The 16,133-nt window shown below is 68.1% G+C and carries 18 protein-coding genes and 1 tRNA gene; 6 read left to right on the top strand and 13 right to left on the bottom strand.

Annotated elements, in window-relative coordinates; all coding sequences use genetic code 11:
- Nucleotides 1–11: 11 nt before the first annotated feature.
- Nucleotides 12–713 (bottom strand): general stress protein, encoded by a 702-nt coding sequence (locus QU663_RS02755; protein ID WP_021611947.1) that lies wholly within the window; start codon nucleotides 711–713, stop codon nucleotides 12–14.
- Between the two features lie 103 nt (nucleotides 714–816).
- On the opposite strand from QU663_RS02755, the gene QU663_RS02750 reads away from it, so the two are divergent.
- From QU663_RS02750 to QU663_RS02735, 4 genes are all read left to right on the top strand, one after another.
- Nucleotides 817–2,121: a magnesium transporter MgtE N-terminal domain-containing protein gene (locus tag QU663_RS02750; protein ID WP_034481396.1), complete on the top strand. Its 1,305-nt coding sequence runs from the start codon at nucleotides 817–819 to the stop codon at nucleotides 2,119–2,121.
- Nucleotides 2,114–2,689 carry a DUF1003 domain-containing protein gene (locus tag QU663_RS02745; protein WP_021611949.1) on the top strand — a complete coding sequence of 192 codons (576 nt, stop codon included), beginning with the start codon at nucleotides 2,114–2,116 and terminating at the stop codon, nucleotides 2,687–2,689. Before QU663_RS02750 ends, QU663_RS02745 begins: the two co-directional genes overlap by 8 nt.
- Before the next feature lie 10 nt (nucleotides 2,690–2,699).
- Nucleotides 2,700–3,830, top strand: a complete 1,131-nt coding sequence (locus QU663_RS02740; RefSeq protein ID WP_034481399.1) for an Mrp/NBP35 family ATP-binding protein — start codon at nucleotides 2,700–2,702, stop codon at nucleotides 3,828–3,830.
- Between the two features lie 248 nt (nucleotides 3,831–4,078).
- Nucleotides 4,079–4,708, top strand: a complete 630-nt coding sequence (locus QU663_RS02735) for an O-methyltransferase (protein ID WP_034481402.1) — start codon at nucleotides 4,079–4,081, stop codon at nucleotides 4,706–4,708.
- A 112-nt stretch (nucleotides 4,709–4,820) separates the two neighbouring features.
- Here QU663_RS02735 and QU663_RS02730 read toward each other — a convergent pair whose 3' ends face one another.
- The 3 genes from QU663_RS02730 to dapE form a co-directional block, all read right to left on the bottom strand.
- Entirely contained in the window at nucleotides 4,821–4,985 is a 165-nt protein-coding gene (locus QU663_RS02730) for a DUF3117 domain-containing protein (RefSeq protein WP_009057618.1), read from the bottom strand.
- A 193-nt stretch (nucleotides 4,986–5,178) separates the two neighbouring features.
- The gene (locus QU663_RS02725; protein WP_021611953.1) at nucleotides 5,179–5,904 is read right to left on the bottom strand and encodes a TIGR00730 family Rossman fold protein; all 726 of its coding nucleotides are present in this window, start codon (nucleotides 5,902–5,904) and stop codon (nucleotides 5,179–5,181) included.
- Nucleotides 5,905–5,961: 57 nt separating this feature from the next.
- Entirely contained in the window at nucleotides 5,962–7,110 is a 1,149-nt protein-coding gene (gene dapE / locus QU663_RS02720) for a succinyl-diaminopimelate desuccinylase (protein ID WP_021611954.1), read from the bottom strand.
- A gap of 138 nt (nucleotides 7,111–7,248) precedes the next feature.
- Between dapE and QU663_RS02715 the strand changes: the two genes are divergently transcribed.
- Complete coding sequence (locus QU663_RS02715; protein ID WP_021611955.1) at nucleotides 7,249–8,025, top strand: hypothetical protein; 777 nt, start codon at nucleotides 7,249–7,251, stop codon at nucleotides 8,023–8,025.
- Between the two features lie 81 nt (nucleotides 8,026–8,106).
- On the opposite strand, the gene QU663_RS02710 is transcribed toward QU663_RS02715, so the two are convergent.
- From QU663_RS02710 to QU663_RS02685, 6 genes are all read right to left on the bottom strand, one after another.
- The gene (locus QU663_RS02710) at nucleotides 8,107–9,297 is read right to left on the bottom strand and encodes a BMP family ABC transporter substrate-binding protein (RefSeq protein WP_021611956.1); all 1,191 of its coding nucleotides are present in this window, start codon (nucleotides 9,295–9,297) and stop codon (nucleotides 8,107–8,109) included.
- Nucleotides 9,298–9,457: 160 nt separating this feature from the next.
- Complete coding sequence (locus tag QU663_RS02705; RefSeq protein ID WP_021611957.1) at nucleotides 9,458–10,567, bottom strand: mannose-1-phosphate guanylyltransferase; 1,110 nt, start codon at nucleotides 10,565–10,567, stop codon at nucleotides 9,458–9,460.
- Between the two features lie 78 nt (nucleotides 10,568–10,645).
- Complete coding sequence (locus tag QU663_RS02700) at nucleotides 10,646–11,242, bottom strand: 50S ribosomal protein L25/general stress protein Ctc (RefSeq protein ID WP_021611958.1); 597 nt, start codon at nucleotides 11,240–11,242, stop codon at nucleotides 10,646–10,648.
- Between the two features lie 167 nt (nucleotides 11,243–11,409).
- On the bottom strand, nucleotides 11,410–12,381 hold the full coding sequence (locus QU663_RS02695; protein WP_021611960.1) for a ribose-phosphate diphosphokinase: 972 nt from the start codon (nucleotides 12,379–12,381) through the stop codon (nucleotides 11,410–11,412).
- Nucleotides 12,382–12,405: 24 nt separating this feature from the next.
- Nucleotides 12,406–13,455, bottom strand: coding sequence for a bifunctional N-acetylglucosamine-1-phosphate uridyltransferase/glucosamine-1-phosphate acetyltransferase (locus QU663_RS02690; RefSeq protein WP_021611961.1), 1,050 nt, complete (start codon nucleotides 13,453–13,455; stop codon nucleotides 12,406–12,408).
- A gap of 42 nt (nucleotides 13,456–13,497) precedes the next feature.
- A tRNA-Gln gene (locus QU663_RS02685) sits at nucleotides 13,498–13,568 on the bottom strand.
- Between the two features lie 114 nt (nucleotides 13,569–13,682).
- Between QU663_RS02685 and QU663_RS02680 the strand changes: the two genes are divergently transcribed.
- Entirely contained in the window at nucleotides 13,683–14,315 is a 633-nt protein-coding gene (locus tag QU663_RS02680; protein ID WP_021611962.1) for a TetR/AcrR family transcriptional regulator, read from the top strand.
- A gap of 71 nt (nucleotides 14,316–14,386) precedes the next feature.
- Here QU663_RS02680 and QU663_RS02675 read toward each other — a convergent pair whose 3' ends face one another.
- The 3 genes from QU663_RS02675 to QU663_RS02665 all read right to left on the bottom strand — a co-directional run bounded on the left by QU663_RS02675 (nucleotide 14,387) and on the right by QU663_RS02665 (nucleotide 15,891).
- Nucleotides 14,387–14,662 carry a DUF1540 domain-containing protein gene (locus tag QU663_RS02675; RefSeq protein WP_021611963.1) on the bottom strand — a complete coding sequence of 92 codons (276 nt, stop codon included), beginning with the start codon at nucleotides 14,660–14,662 and terminating at the stop codon, nucleotides 14,387–14,389.
- Nucleotides 14,663–14,983: 321 nt separating this feature from the next.
- Complete coding sequence (locus QU663_RS02670) at nucleotides 14,984–15,478, bottom strand: hypothetical protein (protein ID WP_232210934.1); 495 nt, start codon at nucleotides 15,476–15,478, stop codon at nucleotides 14,984–14,986.
- Between the two features lie 20 nt (nucleotides 15,479–15,498).
- Nucleotides 15,499–15,891, bottom strand: a complete 393-nt coding sequence (locus tag QU663_RS02665; RefSeq protein WP_021611965.1) for a hypothetical protein — start codon at nucleotides 15,889–15,891, stop codon at nucleotides 15,499–15,501.
- Between the last annotated feature and the right edge of the window lie 242 nt (nucleotides 15,892–16,133).

Genomic DNA, 16,133 nt, shown 5'->3' with positions numbered 1-16,133 from the left:
AAGCGCGCCGCTCAGGAACGCTGATCCGACGCCTCGGTCTGGTCTCCCTCAGGGGACGAGGCCGGGGCGTCGTCGCGTCCTTCGGGCGCGGGCTGAGCGGGCTGGGGCTGCTGGGGCTGTGCATCCCCGCCGGGGACCGTCCCATCCTTGGTCGCCGCGCCAAAACGCGGGCGGCCGTCGGGGAAGAAACCCACGGAATCCTTGCGGGGGCGCTCGGCCTCCGCGCGCGCACGCTTGGGGCGGGCCGTGTTGCCGGGGGTGCGCTGCAAGAGCGTGAAGGCGCGGTCAATATCCGCCGACGCCAGGATCGCGTAGCGCAGGGCCACAACCTGCTGAGAAGACACCAGGTCGCGGTTGCGCCCGCGCACGATGAACATCAGCGCGGACAGCGCCATTCCTGCCAGCGCGCCGATGACGATGCCGCCGCCGACCCACAGACCCGTCCCGCCGGCATTCTGGCCCGCCGACATGAACATGCCCATGAGCGCTCCCCACAGCGCACCGCTGGAGGCCCCCGACAACGAGGCGCGGGCAATCGTCAGACGGCCCGTCACGCGCTCCACCATGTGCAGGTCCGTCCCAACGATGGTGATCGACGATACGTCGAAGCCACTATCGGACAGGAAGTCAACCGCCGCGCGCGCCTGCGCGTAGGTCTGGTAGGAGGCGACCTCAGTACCCGTGGGCATCTGCGGTTCCATCACGACAGGCATTCTCTCTCCAATCCTCCGGGGGCAGGTGGCATGGGACTCATTGTCCCGCAGGCACCGGCTCGCCGTCACGACTCATCGAACGTCATCAGCCTAAAATGATTAGGTGAGCATTGCATCTATTGAGCTAGGCACCAAGGGTCGGCGCGTGTACATCGGAAAGCTCGCGGGCACCGGTGTTTTCGACCCTTTGGGCGACCAGGTCGGCAAGATTCACGACGTCGTTGTCATCTTTCGGCTGAAATCCGAGGCCAACGTCATCGGATTCGTCGTCGAGGTCGGCCCGCGTAAGCGCGTCTTCCTGCCGCTCACCCGCGTGACCTCGATCGAATCCGGCTCCGTCATCACCACGGGCCTGCTCAACATCCGCTCTTTCACGCAGCGCCCCATCGAAACCCTGGTGCTCTCCGAGCTCTTCGACCGCGTCGTTACCATGAACGACGGCTCCGGGCAGGTGCGCATCCTCGACGTGGCGATGCGCCAGCGCCGCCCCAAGGACTGGGTCATCTCCACCCTGCACGTCCAGCGCGTGCGCACCTCCTCGTTGGGCTTCACGCGCAGCGGCGAAACCCTCACGGTGGACGTGTCCGAGGTCTCCGGCCTGCTGAAGACCGACTCCAACCAGGCGGCCACCGCCCTGTTGCAGTACACGGAGGACATGCGCCCCGCCGACCTGGCGGACTTCATCCACAGCCTGCCTCAGGACCGCAAGATGGCGGTCGCCCAGCAGCTCACCGACGCGCGCCTCGCCGACGTGCTCGAGGAGCTGGGTAACGACGACCGAATCGCCATCGTCTCGGCGATGGAGGCCGCCCGAGCCGCCGACGTTCTCGACGTCATGCAGCCCGACGACGCGGCTGACCTCGTCGCCGAGCTGCCCGCCGCCAAAGCGCAGTCCCTGCTGGCCCTCATGGAGCCCGACGAGGCCGAGGACGTGCGCCGACTCATGACCTATGAGGAGTCCACCGCGGGCTCGCTCATGACAACGGAACCCGTCATCTTCGGCCCGAACGCGACCGTCGCGCAGATGCTCGCTGCCGTGCGCCGCGAGGACATCCCCGCCTCGATCGCGACCGTCGCCTTCATCGCCCGCCCGCCCCAGGAGACCCCGACCGGCCAGTACCTGGGCATGGTCCACATCCAGCGCGCGCTGCGCGAGCCCCCGCAGACGCTCCTCGGCACGATCCTGGACCGCGACATCGAGTCCGTGGACCCCAACGCGCACATCGCGACCGTGACGCGTCTGCTCGCGACCTACAACCTGACGGTCCTGCCCGTCGTCGACGAGGACGGTCACCTGCACGGTGCCGTCTCGGTCGATGACGTCCTCGATGAGCTGCTGCCCGAGGACTGGCGAGACTTCGACGACGACGTGACCGACCGCATGATGGCAAGGAGCATCGATGGCTGATCGCCTGGATAACCCGATCGACAAGCGTCGGTGGTTCTTCCGCCGCTCGTCGGGCAGCGGCGACGGCTTCGGCCGCTTCGCCGAGGCCACCGCCCGCTTCATGGGTTCGCCCAAGTTCGTCCTCTACATGACGATCTTCGTCATCGCGTGGATCGGCGCAAACCTGATGCTCGCCGGCATCAGCGAGGACGCCGCCTGGGACCCCTACCCCTTCATCCTCCTGAACCTCGCGTTCTCAACCCAGGCCTCGTACTCGGCCCCGCTGATTATGCTCGCGCAGAACCGCCAGGACGCCCGCGACCGCGTCGTGGCCGAGCAGGACCGCATTCGCGCGGAGCGTAACCTCGCCGACACCGAGTACCTCGCCCGCGAGATCGCCGGCCTGCGCCTGGCGCTTCAGGACGTCGCCACGCGCGACTTCGTGCGCTCCGAGCTGCGCGACATGCTCGAAGACCTGCGCGCGGAGATCGCCGCGGACGCGGCCAACGCCTCGTCGAACGAGGCCGAGGCTGAGGCCGAGGCCGATGACGCCTTTCGTCCCCTAGAAGATGGGCACAGCGGCCAGTAGAGTGGAGTCCATGCCAGTCACGCTTGATTCCGTCATGGCGGCTCTCGGCCAGGTCATCGACCCCGAGATCCGCCGCCCCATCACCGACCTCAACATGGTGACCCCCGACCTGGTCACGATCGACGGCTCCTCCGTCGCCGTCAAGGTCCTGCTCACCACCGCCGGATGCCCCCTGCGCACCCAGATCACCAAGGACGTCACCGAGCGCGTGAGCGCCATCGACGGCGTCGAGAACGTCACCGTCGAGATGGGCGTCATGGACGAGGCCCAGAAGAAGGCGCTGCGCGAGAAGCTCAACGGTGGTCGCCCCGAGCGCGAAATCCCCTTCTCTCGCCCCGGTTCCCTCACGCGCGTCATCGCCGTCACCTCCGGCAAGGGCGGCGTCGGCAAGTCCTCCATGACTGCGAACCTGGCCGCCGCGCTCGCCGCGCAGGGCCTCAAGGTCGGCGTCATGGACGCGGACATCTACGGCTTCTCCATCCCGCGCATGCTCGGCGTGGACCACGACCCGCAGGTCATCGACGGCATGATGATCCCGCCCGTGGGCGCGGGTGGCGTCAAGGTCATCTCGATCGGCATGTTCGTGCCCGACGGCCAGGCCGTCATCTGGCGCGGCCCCATGCTCCACCGCGCCCTCCAGCAGTTCCTCGCGGACGTGTTCTGGGGCGACCTGGACGTCCTCCTCATCGACATGCCTCCCGGCACGGGTGACGTCGCCATCTCGATCGCGCAGCTGCTGCCCACCTCGGAGATCCTCGTCGTGACCACCCCGCAGGTCGCGGCCGCCGAGGTCGCCGAGCGCGCCGGCTCCATCGCCTCGCAGACGAACCAGAAGGTCATCGGCGTCGTCGAAAACATGTCCTTCCTGCCTCAGCCCGACGGCTCTCGCCTGGAGATCTTCGGCGCGGGCGGCGGCGAGTCCGTCTCGCAGCGCCTCACCGCACAGCTGGGATACTCCGTGCCGTTGCTGGCCCAGGTGCCCCTCGACATCGCGCTGCGTGAGGGAGGTGACCGCGGCGAGCCCGTCGCCGTCGCCTCCGGCCCCGCCGCCGACGTGCTCTCCTCCCTCGGCGCCACCCTGGCGTCGACGAACCGCGGCCTGGCGGGCCGCCCGCTCGGGGTCTCCCCCATCCAACACTGAGCCCACGCGACTTCGCCCCGGCCTCGTCCCCACCGACGAGGCCGGGGTCCGCGCGTCGGGGCACGGCGAGGAAGCGCACGCCGCGGCTGACCGACGAGCGCCTATCAAGGGACGTCGGCGCTGTTTTCGCGCGGATCCGGAGCGCCATCACGCCCAGGGCGTGCCTCGCCTGTACCCTGATGCGTGGAAGGGGCGCGAACGCGTGCGCGCACCTGCCCGAGGCGATCAATACAAGTGAGGATACGGCGATGGCGGACAAAGCCCAGACCTGGGTGTACACCGAAGACTACGTGGCGGAGAGCGACGCTCTGACCGCCGCGCGCGCCGTCGCATCCGAATTGGGAGCCGCCCCCGTGTCCCCGGGAACGGGCGCCGCTCTTCGCATGCTGGCCGCCGTGGCCGGGGCGCGCGCCGTCCTCGAGGTGGGGACGGGCGCCGGAGTGTCTGGCCTGTGGCTCCTGGACGGCATGGCGCGCGACGGCGTGCTGACGACCATCGACGTCGAGTCCGAGCTGCTGGGGCACGCCCGCCGCAACTTCGCCGCCGCAGGTCTGTCCTCCCACCGCACGCGCCTGATCGCCGGGCGTGCCCTCGACGTGTTGCCTCGCATGGCCGCACGCGGCTACGACATGGTCGTCCTGGACGGCGACCTGGACGAGACGCCCCAGTACCTGGACCACGCCGTGCGCATCCTGCGCCCCGGCGGCACCATCGCCTTCGTGCACGCCCTCTGGCACGACCAGGTCGCGGACCCCGCCCGCCGGGACGCCCGCACCGTCGTCGCCCGCGAGGTCATCAACTACCTGCGCGAATCCGACGAGTTCGTTCCCGCGCTACTGCCCGTCGGTGACGGCCTGGCGGTCGCCGTCAAGCGGTGAACGGGCGTGCATCCCGCCGCCTTCGGCTGCGGGATGCACGTCGGCGGCACGCGCAGACACAAAAGCGGTGGGACAGGAAGGACCCGTCCCACCGCCGTTATGGTGTGTCGATTCAGATTGCCTGAGTCAGCGCTTCGGCGAGTTCGCCCGCCTCCTGCGCGCTCATCTCGATAACGAGGCGGCCGCCCCCTTCAGTGGGGATCCGCACGACAATATTGCGCCCTTCCGCGGACACGTCGAGGGGGCCATCCCCCGTGCGAGGTTTCATTGCTGCCATAGTGAGGACTCCTTCTGAGAGTACTGCCCGCACCTCCAACGGCGGGGCACCCCGTCAATCTTACCGGATAACTGCATTTTTTCCTTGACAGCTGATCAACGCTTTGGCAGAAAAAATAAGTCATACGATCAATTATGTGTGACAGTCCGGTAGTTTCTGCACTCCAGGGCCCCTCACAATGGGCGTCGAAGGACTAGTCACCCGTCGCCAGGCGCACCGCCTCCTCCGGGTCGTCAACGACGTGCAGCAGGCCAACATCTCCGGGGGCAATCATGCCGGCGTCGACCATGGAGGATCGGATCCAGTCGACCAGACCCGACCAATAGGCAGTGCCCACGAGCACGAGCGGGAAGGAACGAATCTTCCCGGTCTGGACCAGGGTCGCGGATTCGAAGAGCTCGTCCATGGTGCCAAAACCACCCGGCATGACGATGAAACCCTGCGAGTACTTCACGAACATGGTCTTGCGGGCGAAGAAGTAGCGGAAATTGACGCCGCGGTTGATCCACTGGTTCATGCCCTGCTCGTGCGGCAATTCGATGCCCAGGCCCACGGACGTGCCGCCGGCCTCCCACGCGCCGCGGTTCGCCGCCTCCATCATGCCCGGGCCGCCGCCCGTGATGACCGCGTAGCCGCGCTGGACCAGCAGCTCTCCGATGCGCCGAGCGCACTCGTAGAGGGGGTCGTCGGGGCGGGTGCGGGCCGACCCGAAGACGGAGATCGCGGGGCCAACTTTAGCGAGGGCCTCGAAGCCTTCGACGAACTCCGACTGGATGCGCAGGACACGCCAGGGGTCGGTGTGCTTCCAGTCGGCACTCTGCTCCGTCTGGAGGAGGGACGCGTCGGCCGTCAAGCGCGGGATCTGGTCCCCGCGCAGGACGAGGGAACCGCGGCGGTAGGTGTTTTCGGGGGTGCTCATGGTCGGGTCCTTCCGATCGACGAGGGTGGGGCTGGCTCAGTCCGCGAGCGCGCGGGGCTAGTGTGCGAGCACGAAGGCGCGGAGCGTGTCGTGCACCCTGACGATATCCGATACTGGGGCGTGTTCGTCGCGCGTGTGCGCCAGGAGCGGGTCGCCCGGGCCGAAGTTCATGGCGGGTACTCCCACCTGCGTGAATCGCGCGACGTCCGTCCAGCCGACCTTCGCGGACAGGCGCAGCTCGGTCCCTTGCTCGGCGGCGATGCGCCTGGCGACCGTCAGGAAGCGCTGGGCGACCGGCGAGTCCGCGCCGGGCCTGGCCCCCTCACACAGGTCGTCAACGTCGATGGTCGCGCCCGTGCCCTCGAAGAGGGAGCGCACCCAGGCCAGGGCGTCATCTGCGCGCTTGGAGGGCGCGAAGCGATAGTTGACGGTCATCGACGCGGCCTCGGGGATCACGTTGTTCGCGATGCCGCCCTCGACGCGCACGACCGACAGAGATTCTCGGAATTCGAGGCCATCGACCAGCTCGACGGGGTTTCCGTAGGCGGCGATGCGCTCGATGACGGGGGCCATCGCGTGAATCGCGTTGACGCCCATCCACGCGCGCGCCGAGTGCGAGGCCCGCCCCGGGAAGTGCGCGATGACGCGCAGGGTTCCGTTGCAGCCGCCTTCCACGTGGGCGGCGGTGGGCTCGCCCAGCAGCGCCAGGTCGCCGGCGAGCCACTGCGGGTGGTTGCGCTGGACGCGGCCCAGGCCGTTGAGGTGGGAGGCGACTTCCTCGTGGTCGTAGAAGATCCAGGTGACGTCGACGCTCAGCGCGGCCTCGTCGCCGGAACGGAGGACGGCACCGACCTCGCACGCGAGCGCGAGCGCCGCCGCGCACCCTCCGAGCATGTCGACCGAGCCACGCCCCCACAGGACCGTGGCCCCGTCGCGCTCTTCGAAGCGACCAGGCACGTTGTCGGCGATGGGAACCGTGTCGAGGTGCCCGGCGAGAACCACGCGCTGGCCGAGTCCGAGCCGAGTCCGCGCGCACACGGCGTCCCCGTCGCGCAGGATCTCCAGGGCTGGCACGGATCCGAATCCGGCGTCGCGCAGGGCCGCCTCGACCGCGTCCGCCAGGGGTCCTTCATCCCCCGACACCGATGGAATATCGATCATCTGGCGCGTGAGCTCGACCGGGTCCGTCAGGTTCGTCAGCTGCATGATTCCTCCTTTGTGGATGCCTCCAGGATAGCGGTGGGCTCCCCCACCTGCGTCCTCCTCCGTTTCCTGGAGGCGAGCCCCAGCCTCGTTCCTGATACCCGTTTTTGCGCGGGCCACCCAAGGTGTTACCCTCAGCACATGACACGCTGTGCTGACCCGTTGCTGTTTGCGGGTATCGCTTCCTTCCTGTCCGCGCGCACCGGCGGCCGTTTCCGCCTGATCATCGGCTACGAAACCCCTGAGAATCAGGACACGGCACGCGACGGCGCGGCGATCATCGAAGCATCCGGCGGGCATGCTCTGCTCATGCCGCGCGCGCTCCCCGCTCCCCTGACGGCCTTCTCCGTGCGCATGGTGATGGCCGACGGCGCCGTATACGTGAAAGCCGACGGCGAGGCGCTCGTCTACCTGGGGGGACGCGCGGTTGATCGCTCATGCGAGGGGGCGCTGGCCCCCGACGCTGAGCTGGCCCTCATCGACGAGGCCGTGGCCGCGTGCGGGGACGGCTCATCCCTCCCCCGTTCGCAGGGAGGCTGGGAGTCCGTCGGAGAGGGCATGATCGGCGCGTACGTGGACCGCTGCGCCTCACGCATCGCATCGCTGGAGTCTTCCGGCCCACGCTCTGCCTCCGTATCGGTCGCCGAGACCTCGGGCCTGCTGGCGACGCTCCTAGAACGCGTCGGCGTGAGAGTCGGCGACGAGGGGGCCGACCTGTCTCTGGCGGTCTCCACGGATGGACGCACGCTCCGTGCCTCTCTCTCCGATGAACAGGTGCGCGCCGCACTGACCGACGCACTCACGACGTCCTCGGCCGTCCCTACGGGCTCGGGTCTGTACTGCGTGGACCCAGCTTTCGTGCTCGACGCGGACGCCCTATGCGCTGGCGCGGCCCTGGCGGCGCTAGCAGCCCGTTAGGAGACCAGGCGGCGACGAGCGTGCCCCGGGGCGCAGTTCAATCGAGGCATCCCGGGGCACGACGAACGCTGTTGCGTCTGGTCACACGTCGAAGGGCGTGGAGATCACCAAGCCGCCGGTCTCGATCTGCCCGGCCATGTCGGACAGGCCCAGCTTGAGCTCGGAGGACAGCATCGGCGTGTAGGCCCCGAAGCCGGTGAGGATCACGCCGCCGGACGCGAGCGACACGGGCACGGTCGAGGCCGGGGAGCCCGCGGTGGCCTCGGCGATGAGGGTGTCCATCGCCGCAGAGTAGTCGACGACGATGCCGGTCAGGACGGGCGCCCCGATTCCGGCGCGCACGTCGTCGGCGATCTGAATGTAGCTGAACGCGTCCGCGAAGGACTGGGTGTCGACCTGCTGGGCGGCCGGAGCACCCGACTGGGCGCCGGACTGGCCGGACATGACCTCGTCAGTGGACTCAGCCTCGTCGCGGGTGAGCCCCTTGAGGTCGGCCTTCGTCAGGCCCGACCAAACGAGGCGCACCAACGGGTTGGCGGCCGCGGTGACAGCTCGAGCGGCCCCGACGTTGTTCTCGCCCGCGAGGGGCACGATGATGTCCGCGCCCTGGGAGATGAAGTCGGCGGCGAGGGACTGCACCTGCTCGGCGCTGTCCGCGAAGGTGCCCTGGTTGGTGACGTTATTCCACCCGAGCACGCTGATCGACGTCCCGTTAGCGAGGTTGTAGGAGTCGACGCCCTGCGCGAAGGCGTCCATCTGCGAGCTCGTCACGTTGTCGGCGGTGCCGCCGATGACGGCGAGCGTGCCCGTCGTCGTCATGCCAGCGGAGGCGTACCCGGCCAGGTAGGCGGCCTGGGAGGCGTCAACGTCGACGATGGACCCGTTCTTGAGGGAGACGCGCGCGCCCTTCGCGTCCGTGAAGGAGGCGCCCACGAGCGCGAATCGCACCGCCGAGTTGGCGCGCGCCGTCTCGGAGATGGACGAGGCCATGGTCGAGTCCGTGCCCACGATCAGCGTGCAGCCGGAGGCCACGAGCGAGGCAGGAGCCCCCTCACCGGACGCGGACTCGTAGGCGATGGAGGCCCTGTCGGCGGCGCCGGCGAGGGCGGTGGCGACGGGGTCGGTGGCGGGGTCCGGGTGGGCGTCCGATGTGGCGGCGCAGACCTTCGCGGTCGCGGCGGGGGTGGCGGAGGGCGTCTGAGAGCATGCGCTCGTCACCAGGGCGGCCGCGGTGGCCGTGGCGACAACGGCGGCAATGGTCCGCTTGTTCACGTCTGATGCCTTTCGTCGGGTCGTCGTTCTGCCCATCACGGTACCAGCCGCACACCCGGTCAGGACGGGCGGGGCGGCGCACCTCACCTGATAGCGGCAACGCGGAAGCGGCGCGGGACACCCGCAGTGGGGGCAGCCCCGCGCCGCTGGCGCCGTCGCATCAGAGCAGGTCGGAGCGTCCGCGCTCAGCCAGCGTATCGACGACGGCCTTCACGGATTGGGCGCGGTCGAGTCGCGTGACGAGGACGGCGTCGGCGGTGAGGGCGACCGCGACGTCGGGCACGCCGACGAGAGCGACGAGGGGGCCGTCTTCGGCGTCGTAGACGGCAGCGCCGTCGGATTCCACGCGGATCGCCTCGCCGAGTCGACCCGCTGCCGCCGCAATGCTCGTGAGCGCCTCGAAGTCGCCCAGATCCGTCCACCCGATCTGCGCATCGGCGGGGATGACGGCCACTCCCCCGTCAGCGGCCACGGGCTCAGCGATGGCGTGGTCGATGGCGATCTTGGTCAGGTGCGGCCAGTTCTCCTCGAGGGTTCGCTCGAAGGAATCGGTGCCCCACGCGCGCGCGATCGTCTCCAGGCGGGCGTGCAGGTCGGGCATGAGGCGGGCCAGGTGCGAGGCCAGGACCCCCGCGGACATGATGAACATTCCGGCGTTCCACAGGTAGCCCTGAGACACGTAACGCGCCGCGGTCTGAGCGTCCGGCTTCTCGACGAACTCGGCGACGCGGCGGGCGACGCGGCGGGCGGCCGAACCCTCGGCATGGTCCCCGCCCAGCGCGGGACCGGGCGCGATGTACCCGTAGGCGGTCGAGGCCTCGGTGGGCGTCAGCCCGATCGTGACGACGTAGCCGTCGCGGGCGGCGTCGATCGCGGTGGCGACAGCCTCGCGCAGCAGCTCGGGGCGGGCGATCAGGTGGTCGGCGGCGAAGGAACCGACGATGGCGTCGTCGCCGAAGCGCTCTCGCACCACGTAGGCCGCCAGGCCGATCGCGGCCATGGAGTCGCGCCCGGAGGGCTCGATGAGGAGCGTGCGCTCGTCGGAGGAGGCGAACTCGGGCAGCTGGTCGAGGACGCCGTCGCGGTGGGCGCGCCCCGTCACGATCGTCACCGACGAGGCAGTCTCCTCCAGACGGTCCACCGTCCCCTGCAGGAGGGTGCGGCCCGTGCCAGCCAGGTCGAGGAGGAACTTGGGACGGTGGCGGCGCGAGAGCGGCCACAGGCGGGTGCCGGCTCCGCCGGCGGGGATGATCACGTGGAGGTCACTCATGCCCCCAGTATCTCAGATACGACGAGGGGGCGAGGCATCAGCCTCGCCCCCTCGTGGGAAGCGTATGCTACGCGAGTGTCACTCGGCGTCGGCCTCGGCGGGAGCCTCTTCGGCGGCTTCCTCGGCCTCTTCAGCGGCGGCCTCCTGGACGGAGACGACGACCGTCTCGGGGTCGAGCTCGACCTCAACGCCGGCGGGCAGCGACAGGTCGGAGACGTGCAGGGCGGTACCGGCCTCGACACCCTCGATAGAGACCTCAACGTGCTCGGGGATGGAGGTGGCGGGGGCCTTCACCAGGATGGTGAACTCCTCGACGGAGTGGACGGTGCCGGGCACGGGCTCGCCGACGACGACGACGGGGACCTCAACGTCAACCTTCTCGCCGGCCTTGACGGCCAGGAAGTCGGCGTGCAGGATGTCGCGGCGCACGGGGTGAACCTGAACGTCCTTGACGAGGGCGAGCTGGGTCTTGCCCCCGATCTTCAGCTCAACGAGCGCGTTCTTGTTGCCGCGGACGATGAGGAAGAGGTCGTGGCCGGGAACGTCCAGGTGACGGGGCTCGGCGCCGTGACCGTAGAGGACCGTGGGGACCTTGCCGGCGCGACGGGCGCGGCGCGCGGAGCCCTTGCCGAACTCGGTGCGCTCTTCAGCAAGCAGGACGGGGTTGTCGCTCATGTGTCTATCCTTCGTTTCTCAGGTCCGGCGTCGGTGTCGGCAGAGTGAAGGAAACGCGAGGCATCTCGATTCAGGCCCTGTCGATAACGGCGGATACGGATCCGCCCTCGCCGGAGCAACCCCAACAGGGTACCTTACGGCGAGGGCGGATGTGAAGCGGGAGAAGGTCAGTTGAACAGGGATGTGACCGAACCGTCTTCGAAGACCTCGTGGATCGCGCGAGCCAGGAGCGGCGCGATCGAGAGGACGGTGAGCTGCTCGAAGCGCTTCTCGGCGGGAATCGGCAGCGTGTCGGTGACGACGACCTCGGCCGCGCCGGATTCGGAGAGGCGCTTCGCGGCGGGGTCGGAGAGGATGCCGTGCGTGGCGACGACGATGACCTTCTTGGCGCCGGCATTGTTGAGGACGTTGATCGCCTCGGTGATCGTTCCGGCGGTGTCGATCATGTCGTCCACCAGGACGCATTCCTTACCGGCAACCTCGCCGACGACGCGGTTGGCGACGGCCACGTTCGGGCGGGTCGTGTCGCGGGTCTTGTGGACGAAGGCCAGGGGCGCGCCACCCAGCTTCTTCGACCACTTCTCGGCGACGCGGATACGGCCGGCGTCCGGAGAGACGACCGCCGTGTTGGACAGGTCGACGCGGCCGCGCACGTAGTCCACGAGGACCGGCATGGCGAAGAGGTGATCGACGGGGCCATCGAAGAAGCCCTGCTCCTGCGAGGCGTGCAGGTCGACGCTCATGATGCGGTCGGCGCCGGCGGTGCGGTACAGGTCAGCCATGAGGCGGGCGGAGATGGGCTCGCGGCCCTGGTGCTTCTTATCCTGGCGCGAGTAGGGGTAGAAGGGGGCGACCACGGTGATGCGCTTCGCGGAAGCGCGCTTGGCAGCGTCAATCATGATGAGCTGCTCCATGAGCCACTTGTTGATGTCGCCCGCGATGGACTGCAGGACGAACACGTCGGCGCCGCGAACAGACTCGTTGAAGCGCACGTAAATCTCGCCGGAGGCGAAGTCGTAGGCCGTCACCGGCGAGACCCCACATCCGATTTCCTCGCCCACGGCGTGAGCCAGGTCCATGTGAGCTCGTCCAGAAACGAGGACGAGATTCTTCTCTCCGGTGGTCACCAGTCCGCTCATGCGGTTGTCTCTCCTTGTGTTGGATCAGGCGCGAGGCGCCGCGATCAGTGTGCCGATGGTGGCGTATGGCGTAACCATCGTATCGGCTGCAACGCAGCCCTGACCGACCCACGCGGCGGGGACCACACTGCGGTCCCCGATTTCCGCATCAATCAGCGTGGCGTTAGGACCGATTTCACAGTCGGCCCCAACGGTGGTGGTACCCCGCAGACAGGTGCCGGGGTAGATGGTGGTGTCCGCGCCGACCGAAACGTCGACATCGACCCAGGTGGAGGCCGGATCGACGATGGTCACGCCCGAGCGCATGAGCTCGACGCAGATGCGTCGGTTGAGTTCGGCGCCCAGCTCGGCGAGTTGGACACGGTCGTTCGCACCGGCGCTCTGCCAGTGGTCGGTGAGCTCGAGGGCTCCGGCGGTGCGTCCGGCGGGTGCCGCGGCCGCGAGGACGTCGGTCAGGTAGACCTCGCCCTGATCATTGTCGGTACCGAGCGACGCCAGGGAGGCGCGCAGGAAATCCGCATCGAAGGCGTAGATGCCCGCGTTGATCTCGTTGATGGCCGCCTGCTCGGGGGTCGCGTCGCGCTGCTCGACGATGGCGGTGACCGTGCCGGAGGCGTCGCGGATGATGCGTCCGTAGCCGGTGGGGTCTTCGACGCGCGAGGTCAGGACGGTGACGGCGTGGCCCGCGCCCTCGTGGGTGGCGACCAGGTCGGCCAGGGTGTCCGTGGAGAGGAGGGGGACGTCCCCGTAGGTGACGACGATGGTGCCGGGAGCGGGGGCGACGGCCTGGTCGAGGGCCGCGAGGCCACACTGGACGGCACGGCCCGTGCCGGGGATCTCATCCTGGTCGGCGATGATCGCGTTCGGGCTGACGCGCGCGATCTCGGCGGCGACGACCTCGCGCTGGTGACGCACGACGGCGACCAGGTTCTCAGGGTCGAGGCCCTGGGCGGCCCGCAGCGCGTGCCCGATCATGGACAGGCCGGCGAGGGGGTGCACGACTTTCGGGAGGGCTGATTTCATGCGCGTTCCCTGACCGGCGGCCAGGACGATGACGGCGGCGGGACGAGACATGTTCCTCCTCAGGGGTTAACGGGCCCGAGATGGCTCCGATCGCTCCGCCCCTAGGATTCGAACCTAGACTAAAGGCACCAAAAACCTCTGTGCTGCCGTTACACCAAGGCGGAATGCGTCCACAGTGATGATACCCGGACCCCGCGCACGCTTTCAAACGCGCCGCACGCGATCGCGAAGGTGAACGCCCACCCCGCCCGGGCCTCGTCCCGTGTGATACTGGGAGCATGGCTGAGAAGAGGACACGCATGAGCGGCTTCGCGCGCCGCGAGCAGTTGGTGAGCGTGGGGCGTTCCCTGTTCGCCGAGAAGGGTTTCGGGGCGACCAGCGTCGAGGAGATCGCCACCCGCGCGAAGGTTTCCAAGCCCGTCATCTACGAGCATTTCGGCGGCAAGGAGGGCCTGTACGCGGTGATCGTCGACCGCGAGGTGCAGGCGCTCATCACGTCGCTGCAGTCCTCCCTGGAGTCGTCGGAGCGCCCGCGCCTCATCCTGGAGAATGCGACCCTGGGCCTGCTGGATTACATTGAGCGCAACACGGACGGCTTCCGTGTGCTGGTGCGCGACGCCCCCTCGGATCGCACGGCGGGTTCCTTCTCCTCCGTCATGGGCGACGTGGCGACCAGCGTCGAGCACATCATCGCCGAGCAATTCAAGCGCTCCGATTTCGACACCACCTGGTCTCCCCTGTACGCGCAGATGCTCGTCGGTCTCATCGCTCAGGTCGGGCAGTGGTGGCTGGATGATCGACGCATGAAGAAGGACGAGGTCGCCGCCCACGTCGTCAACCTCATTTGGAATGGCCAGCGCGGCCTGCGCCCCCACCCCACGCTGCGGGTGCGCTCAGGCGAAGGACGCTGAGTTTTCCGCACGCTCCATACGACGAGGCCGTGGCGGGTAATCCCAGCCACGGCCTCGTCAGCGAGTAAGACTCAGCGCGCCTCGTAGGAGAGGCAGTCCGCGGTGCCCGCGCCAACCGAGATGGAGGCGGCGGTGCACTCAAGCGCGTTGTTGTGGGCGCAATCGGCCTTCTGGCAGGCGCCGACGAAGGTTTCGGCCTTGGCGAGGCCGCCCTTGACGGTCAGCGGGATGAAGGTCGTGCAGGAGGAGGAGTAGCCGACGGTGATAGCGGCGGCTCCGCAGCTCTTCTCCTTGTTGTAGGAGCAGTCGGTGACGGAGCAGTCGAGGATGCGGGGCATATCTGCCATTGGAGTGTCCTTTCAACGTGGCCCCGTGGGGCCTCTTGATAGCCGGTCGCGACCGGGTTGGCCGCGCTGTTGACTCCAGTGATACGCCTTTTCGCAACATGCGCAAACGAAGCGCGTTTTCGTTGAGATTCCAATGCTTAGCACGAGCATTCGGGGAGATATTTTCGCGCTTTTACCATCACTAATTACGTAAATAAATGAGGCGATTATGTTGCGTAATTCGGGTAGGTGAGCCTGCACTGTACCGGTATGGCAGGCCTATCCTGATCGAGGCTCATCCACCCACGGGCGGCAGCGACGCACCCGCTCCAGCCTCGACGCTCAGCCCACCCAGTGCCCCAGGAGCTCGCCGCCCGAGGGATCGCGATAGGCCGCGACCAGGTCGTCGACGTCCATGTGGGCGACATGAGACAGCTGGTTGAGCTGATAGCAATTGGGGAAAATCGTGCGCATGCTCATGGGCAGGGGGACGCCGTCCATCGTCAGGCGTCCCATGATCGCTCCTACCTGCTCCACACCCCAGCGCTCATCGACTCCCTCCACCTTGGAGGGAATGACGATGGGGTCCCATTCCATACGGCGCCGCGCCTCGCCGCCGATGCGCACGATCGCCCACCGGAGCATGAGGTCGCGGTCGTCGCTGACCAAGTGAGGCCACCGCTCCTCGGCGTATTCGCTCTCGCCGTAAAAGGACTGCGGGTGGCTCCCGTGCGTCTGCCACACGTGCCGCCAGCTGCGGCCGCAGTCCCACGTGAGCGCCAGGCCATCGCCGTCACGCAGACGCACCTGTGCTCCCGAGCGCATCGCGAAGTCCATAAGTTCAGGCTGGGCCCACATCAGCGCACCACCTTTCCCGCAAGGATCCCCAACTCCAGGCACTCCAGCGCCGTCAGGGGCGTCTGCCCGGCCAGGAACTGCACCTGACGGGCACCGCCACGCAAGTCAAACTGGGGAACATTGATGCCCGTTCGGATACAAAAGCCCGGCGGCAGGTTCGTGATCTCATACTCGTAGATCGGGTCCCTCAACGCAAAAATATCCTGCGCGCGCTCCTCGAAGTAGTACAGCTGGGGTTCACGCTCGAGCGGAATCCGCCAGAAGTACTTACCCGTCGGGTAGCCCAGACGATCGACGTAGGGGCCATATGCCTCGACATAGTCGGCGAGAGACGTGAAGACCTCGACCGTCGAGCGCTCCATGCGCGCAAGCACCGTCTCGCTGTCCGGCATGAAGCGGATGGTACCGGTATCACGGAAACCAGGGGCGTGAACGTTTGGAACATCCGGGACTGACACGGGGCCCTCCTTGGTCAATGAATCGGCCCCATTGTAGGACGCTCCGGCCAGCACGACGAACCGGAGGACGAGGCCGCAGAACGAACCGTGGGGAGGCCGCGACTGCCCTACGCCCCCAGCCCCCACAGCCTCGTCACAGGTCCAGACGCGCCTCGCCCGCGCCACCGAGGCGGCGC

The sequence above is a fragment of the Schaalia sp. HMT-172 genome, from assembly GCF_030644365.1.
Taxonomy (GTDB): Bacteria; Actinomycetota; Actinomycetes; order Actinomycetales; family Actinomycetaceae; genus Pauljensenia.
This window is presented reverse-complemented; position numbering and strand designations above follow the sequence as displayed.

Excerpts from the sequence above, each read along its gene's own strand:
- QU663_RS02755 (WP_021611947.1), bottom strand. The coding sequence starts at position 713 with ATGCCTGTCGTGATGGAACCGCAGATGCCCACGGGTACTGAGGTCGCC.
- QU663_RS02745 (WP_021611949.1), top strand. The coding sequence starts at position 2,114 with ATGGCTGATCGCCTGGATAACCCGATCGACAAGCGTCGGTGGTTCTTC.
- QU663_RS02740 (WP_034481399.1), top strand. The coding sequence starts at position 2,700 with ATGCCAGTCACGCTTGATTCCGTCATGGCGGCTCTCGGCCAGGTCATC.
- QU663_RS02735 (WP_034481402.1), top strand. The coding sequence starts at position 4,079 with ATGGCGGACAAAGCCCAGACCTGGGTGTACACCGAAGACTACGTGGCG.
- QU663_RS02730 (WP_009057618.1), bottom strand. The coding sequence starts at position 4,985 with ATGGCAGCAATGAAACCTCGCACGGGGGATGGCCCCCTCGACGTGTCC.
- QU663_RS02725 (WP_021611953.1), bottom strand. The coding sequence starts at position 5,904 with ATGAGCACCCCCGAAAACACCTACCGCCGCGGTTCCCTCGTCCTGCGC.
- dapE (WP_021611954.1), bottom strand. The coding sequence starts at position 7,110 with ATGCAGCTGACGAACCTGACGGACCCGGTCGAGCTCACGCGCCAGATG.
- QU663_RS02715 (WP_021611955.1), top strand. The coding sequence starts at position 7,249 with ATGACACGCTGTGCTGACCCGTTGCTGTTTGCGGGTATCGCTTCCTTC.
- QU663_RS02705 (WP_021611957.1), bottom strand. The coding sequence starts at position 10,567 with ATGAGTGACCTCCACGTGATCATCCCCGCCGGCGGAGCCGGCACCCGC.
- QU663_RS02700 (WP_021611958.1), bottom strand. The coding sequence starts at position 11,242 with ATGAGCGACAACCCCGTCCTGCTTGCTGAAGAGCGCACCGAGTTCGGC.
- QU663_RS02695 (WP_021611960.1), bottom strand. The coding sequence starts at position 12,381 with ATGAGCGGACTGGTGACCACCGGAGAGAAGAATCTCGTCCTCGTTTCT.
- QU663_RS02690 (WP_021611961.1), bottom strand. The coding sequence starts at position 13,455 with ATGTCTCGTCCCGCCGCCGTCATCGTCCTGGCCGCCGGTCAGGGAACG.
- QU663_RS02680 (WP_021611962.1), top strand. The coding sequence starts at position 13,683 with ATGGCTGAGAAGAGGACACGCATGAGCGGCTTCGCGCGCCGCGAGCAG.
- QU663_RS02675 (WP_021611963.1), bottom strand. The coding sequence starts at position 14,662 with ATGGCAGATATGCCCCGCATCCTCGACTGCTCCGTCACCGACTGCTCC.
- QU663_RS02670 (WP_232210934.1), bottom strand. The coding sequence starts at position 15,478 with ATGGACTTCGCGATGCGCTCGGGAGCACAGGTGCGTCTGCGTGACGGC.
- QU663_RS02665 (WP_021611965.1), bottom strand. The coding sequence starts at position 15,891 with ATGCCGGACAGCGAGACGGTGCTTGCGCGCATGGAGCGCTCGACGGTC.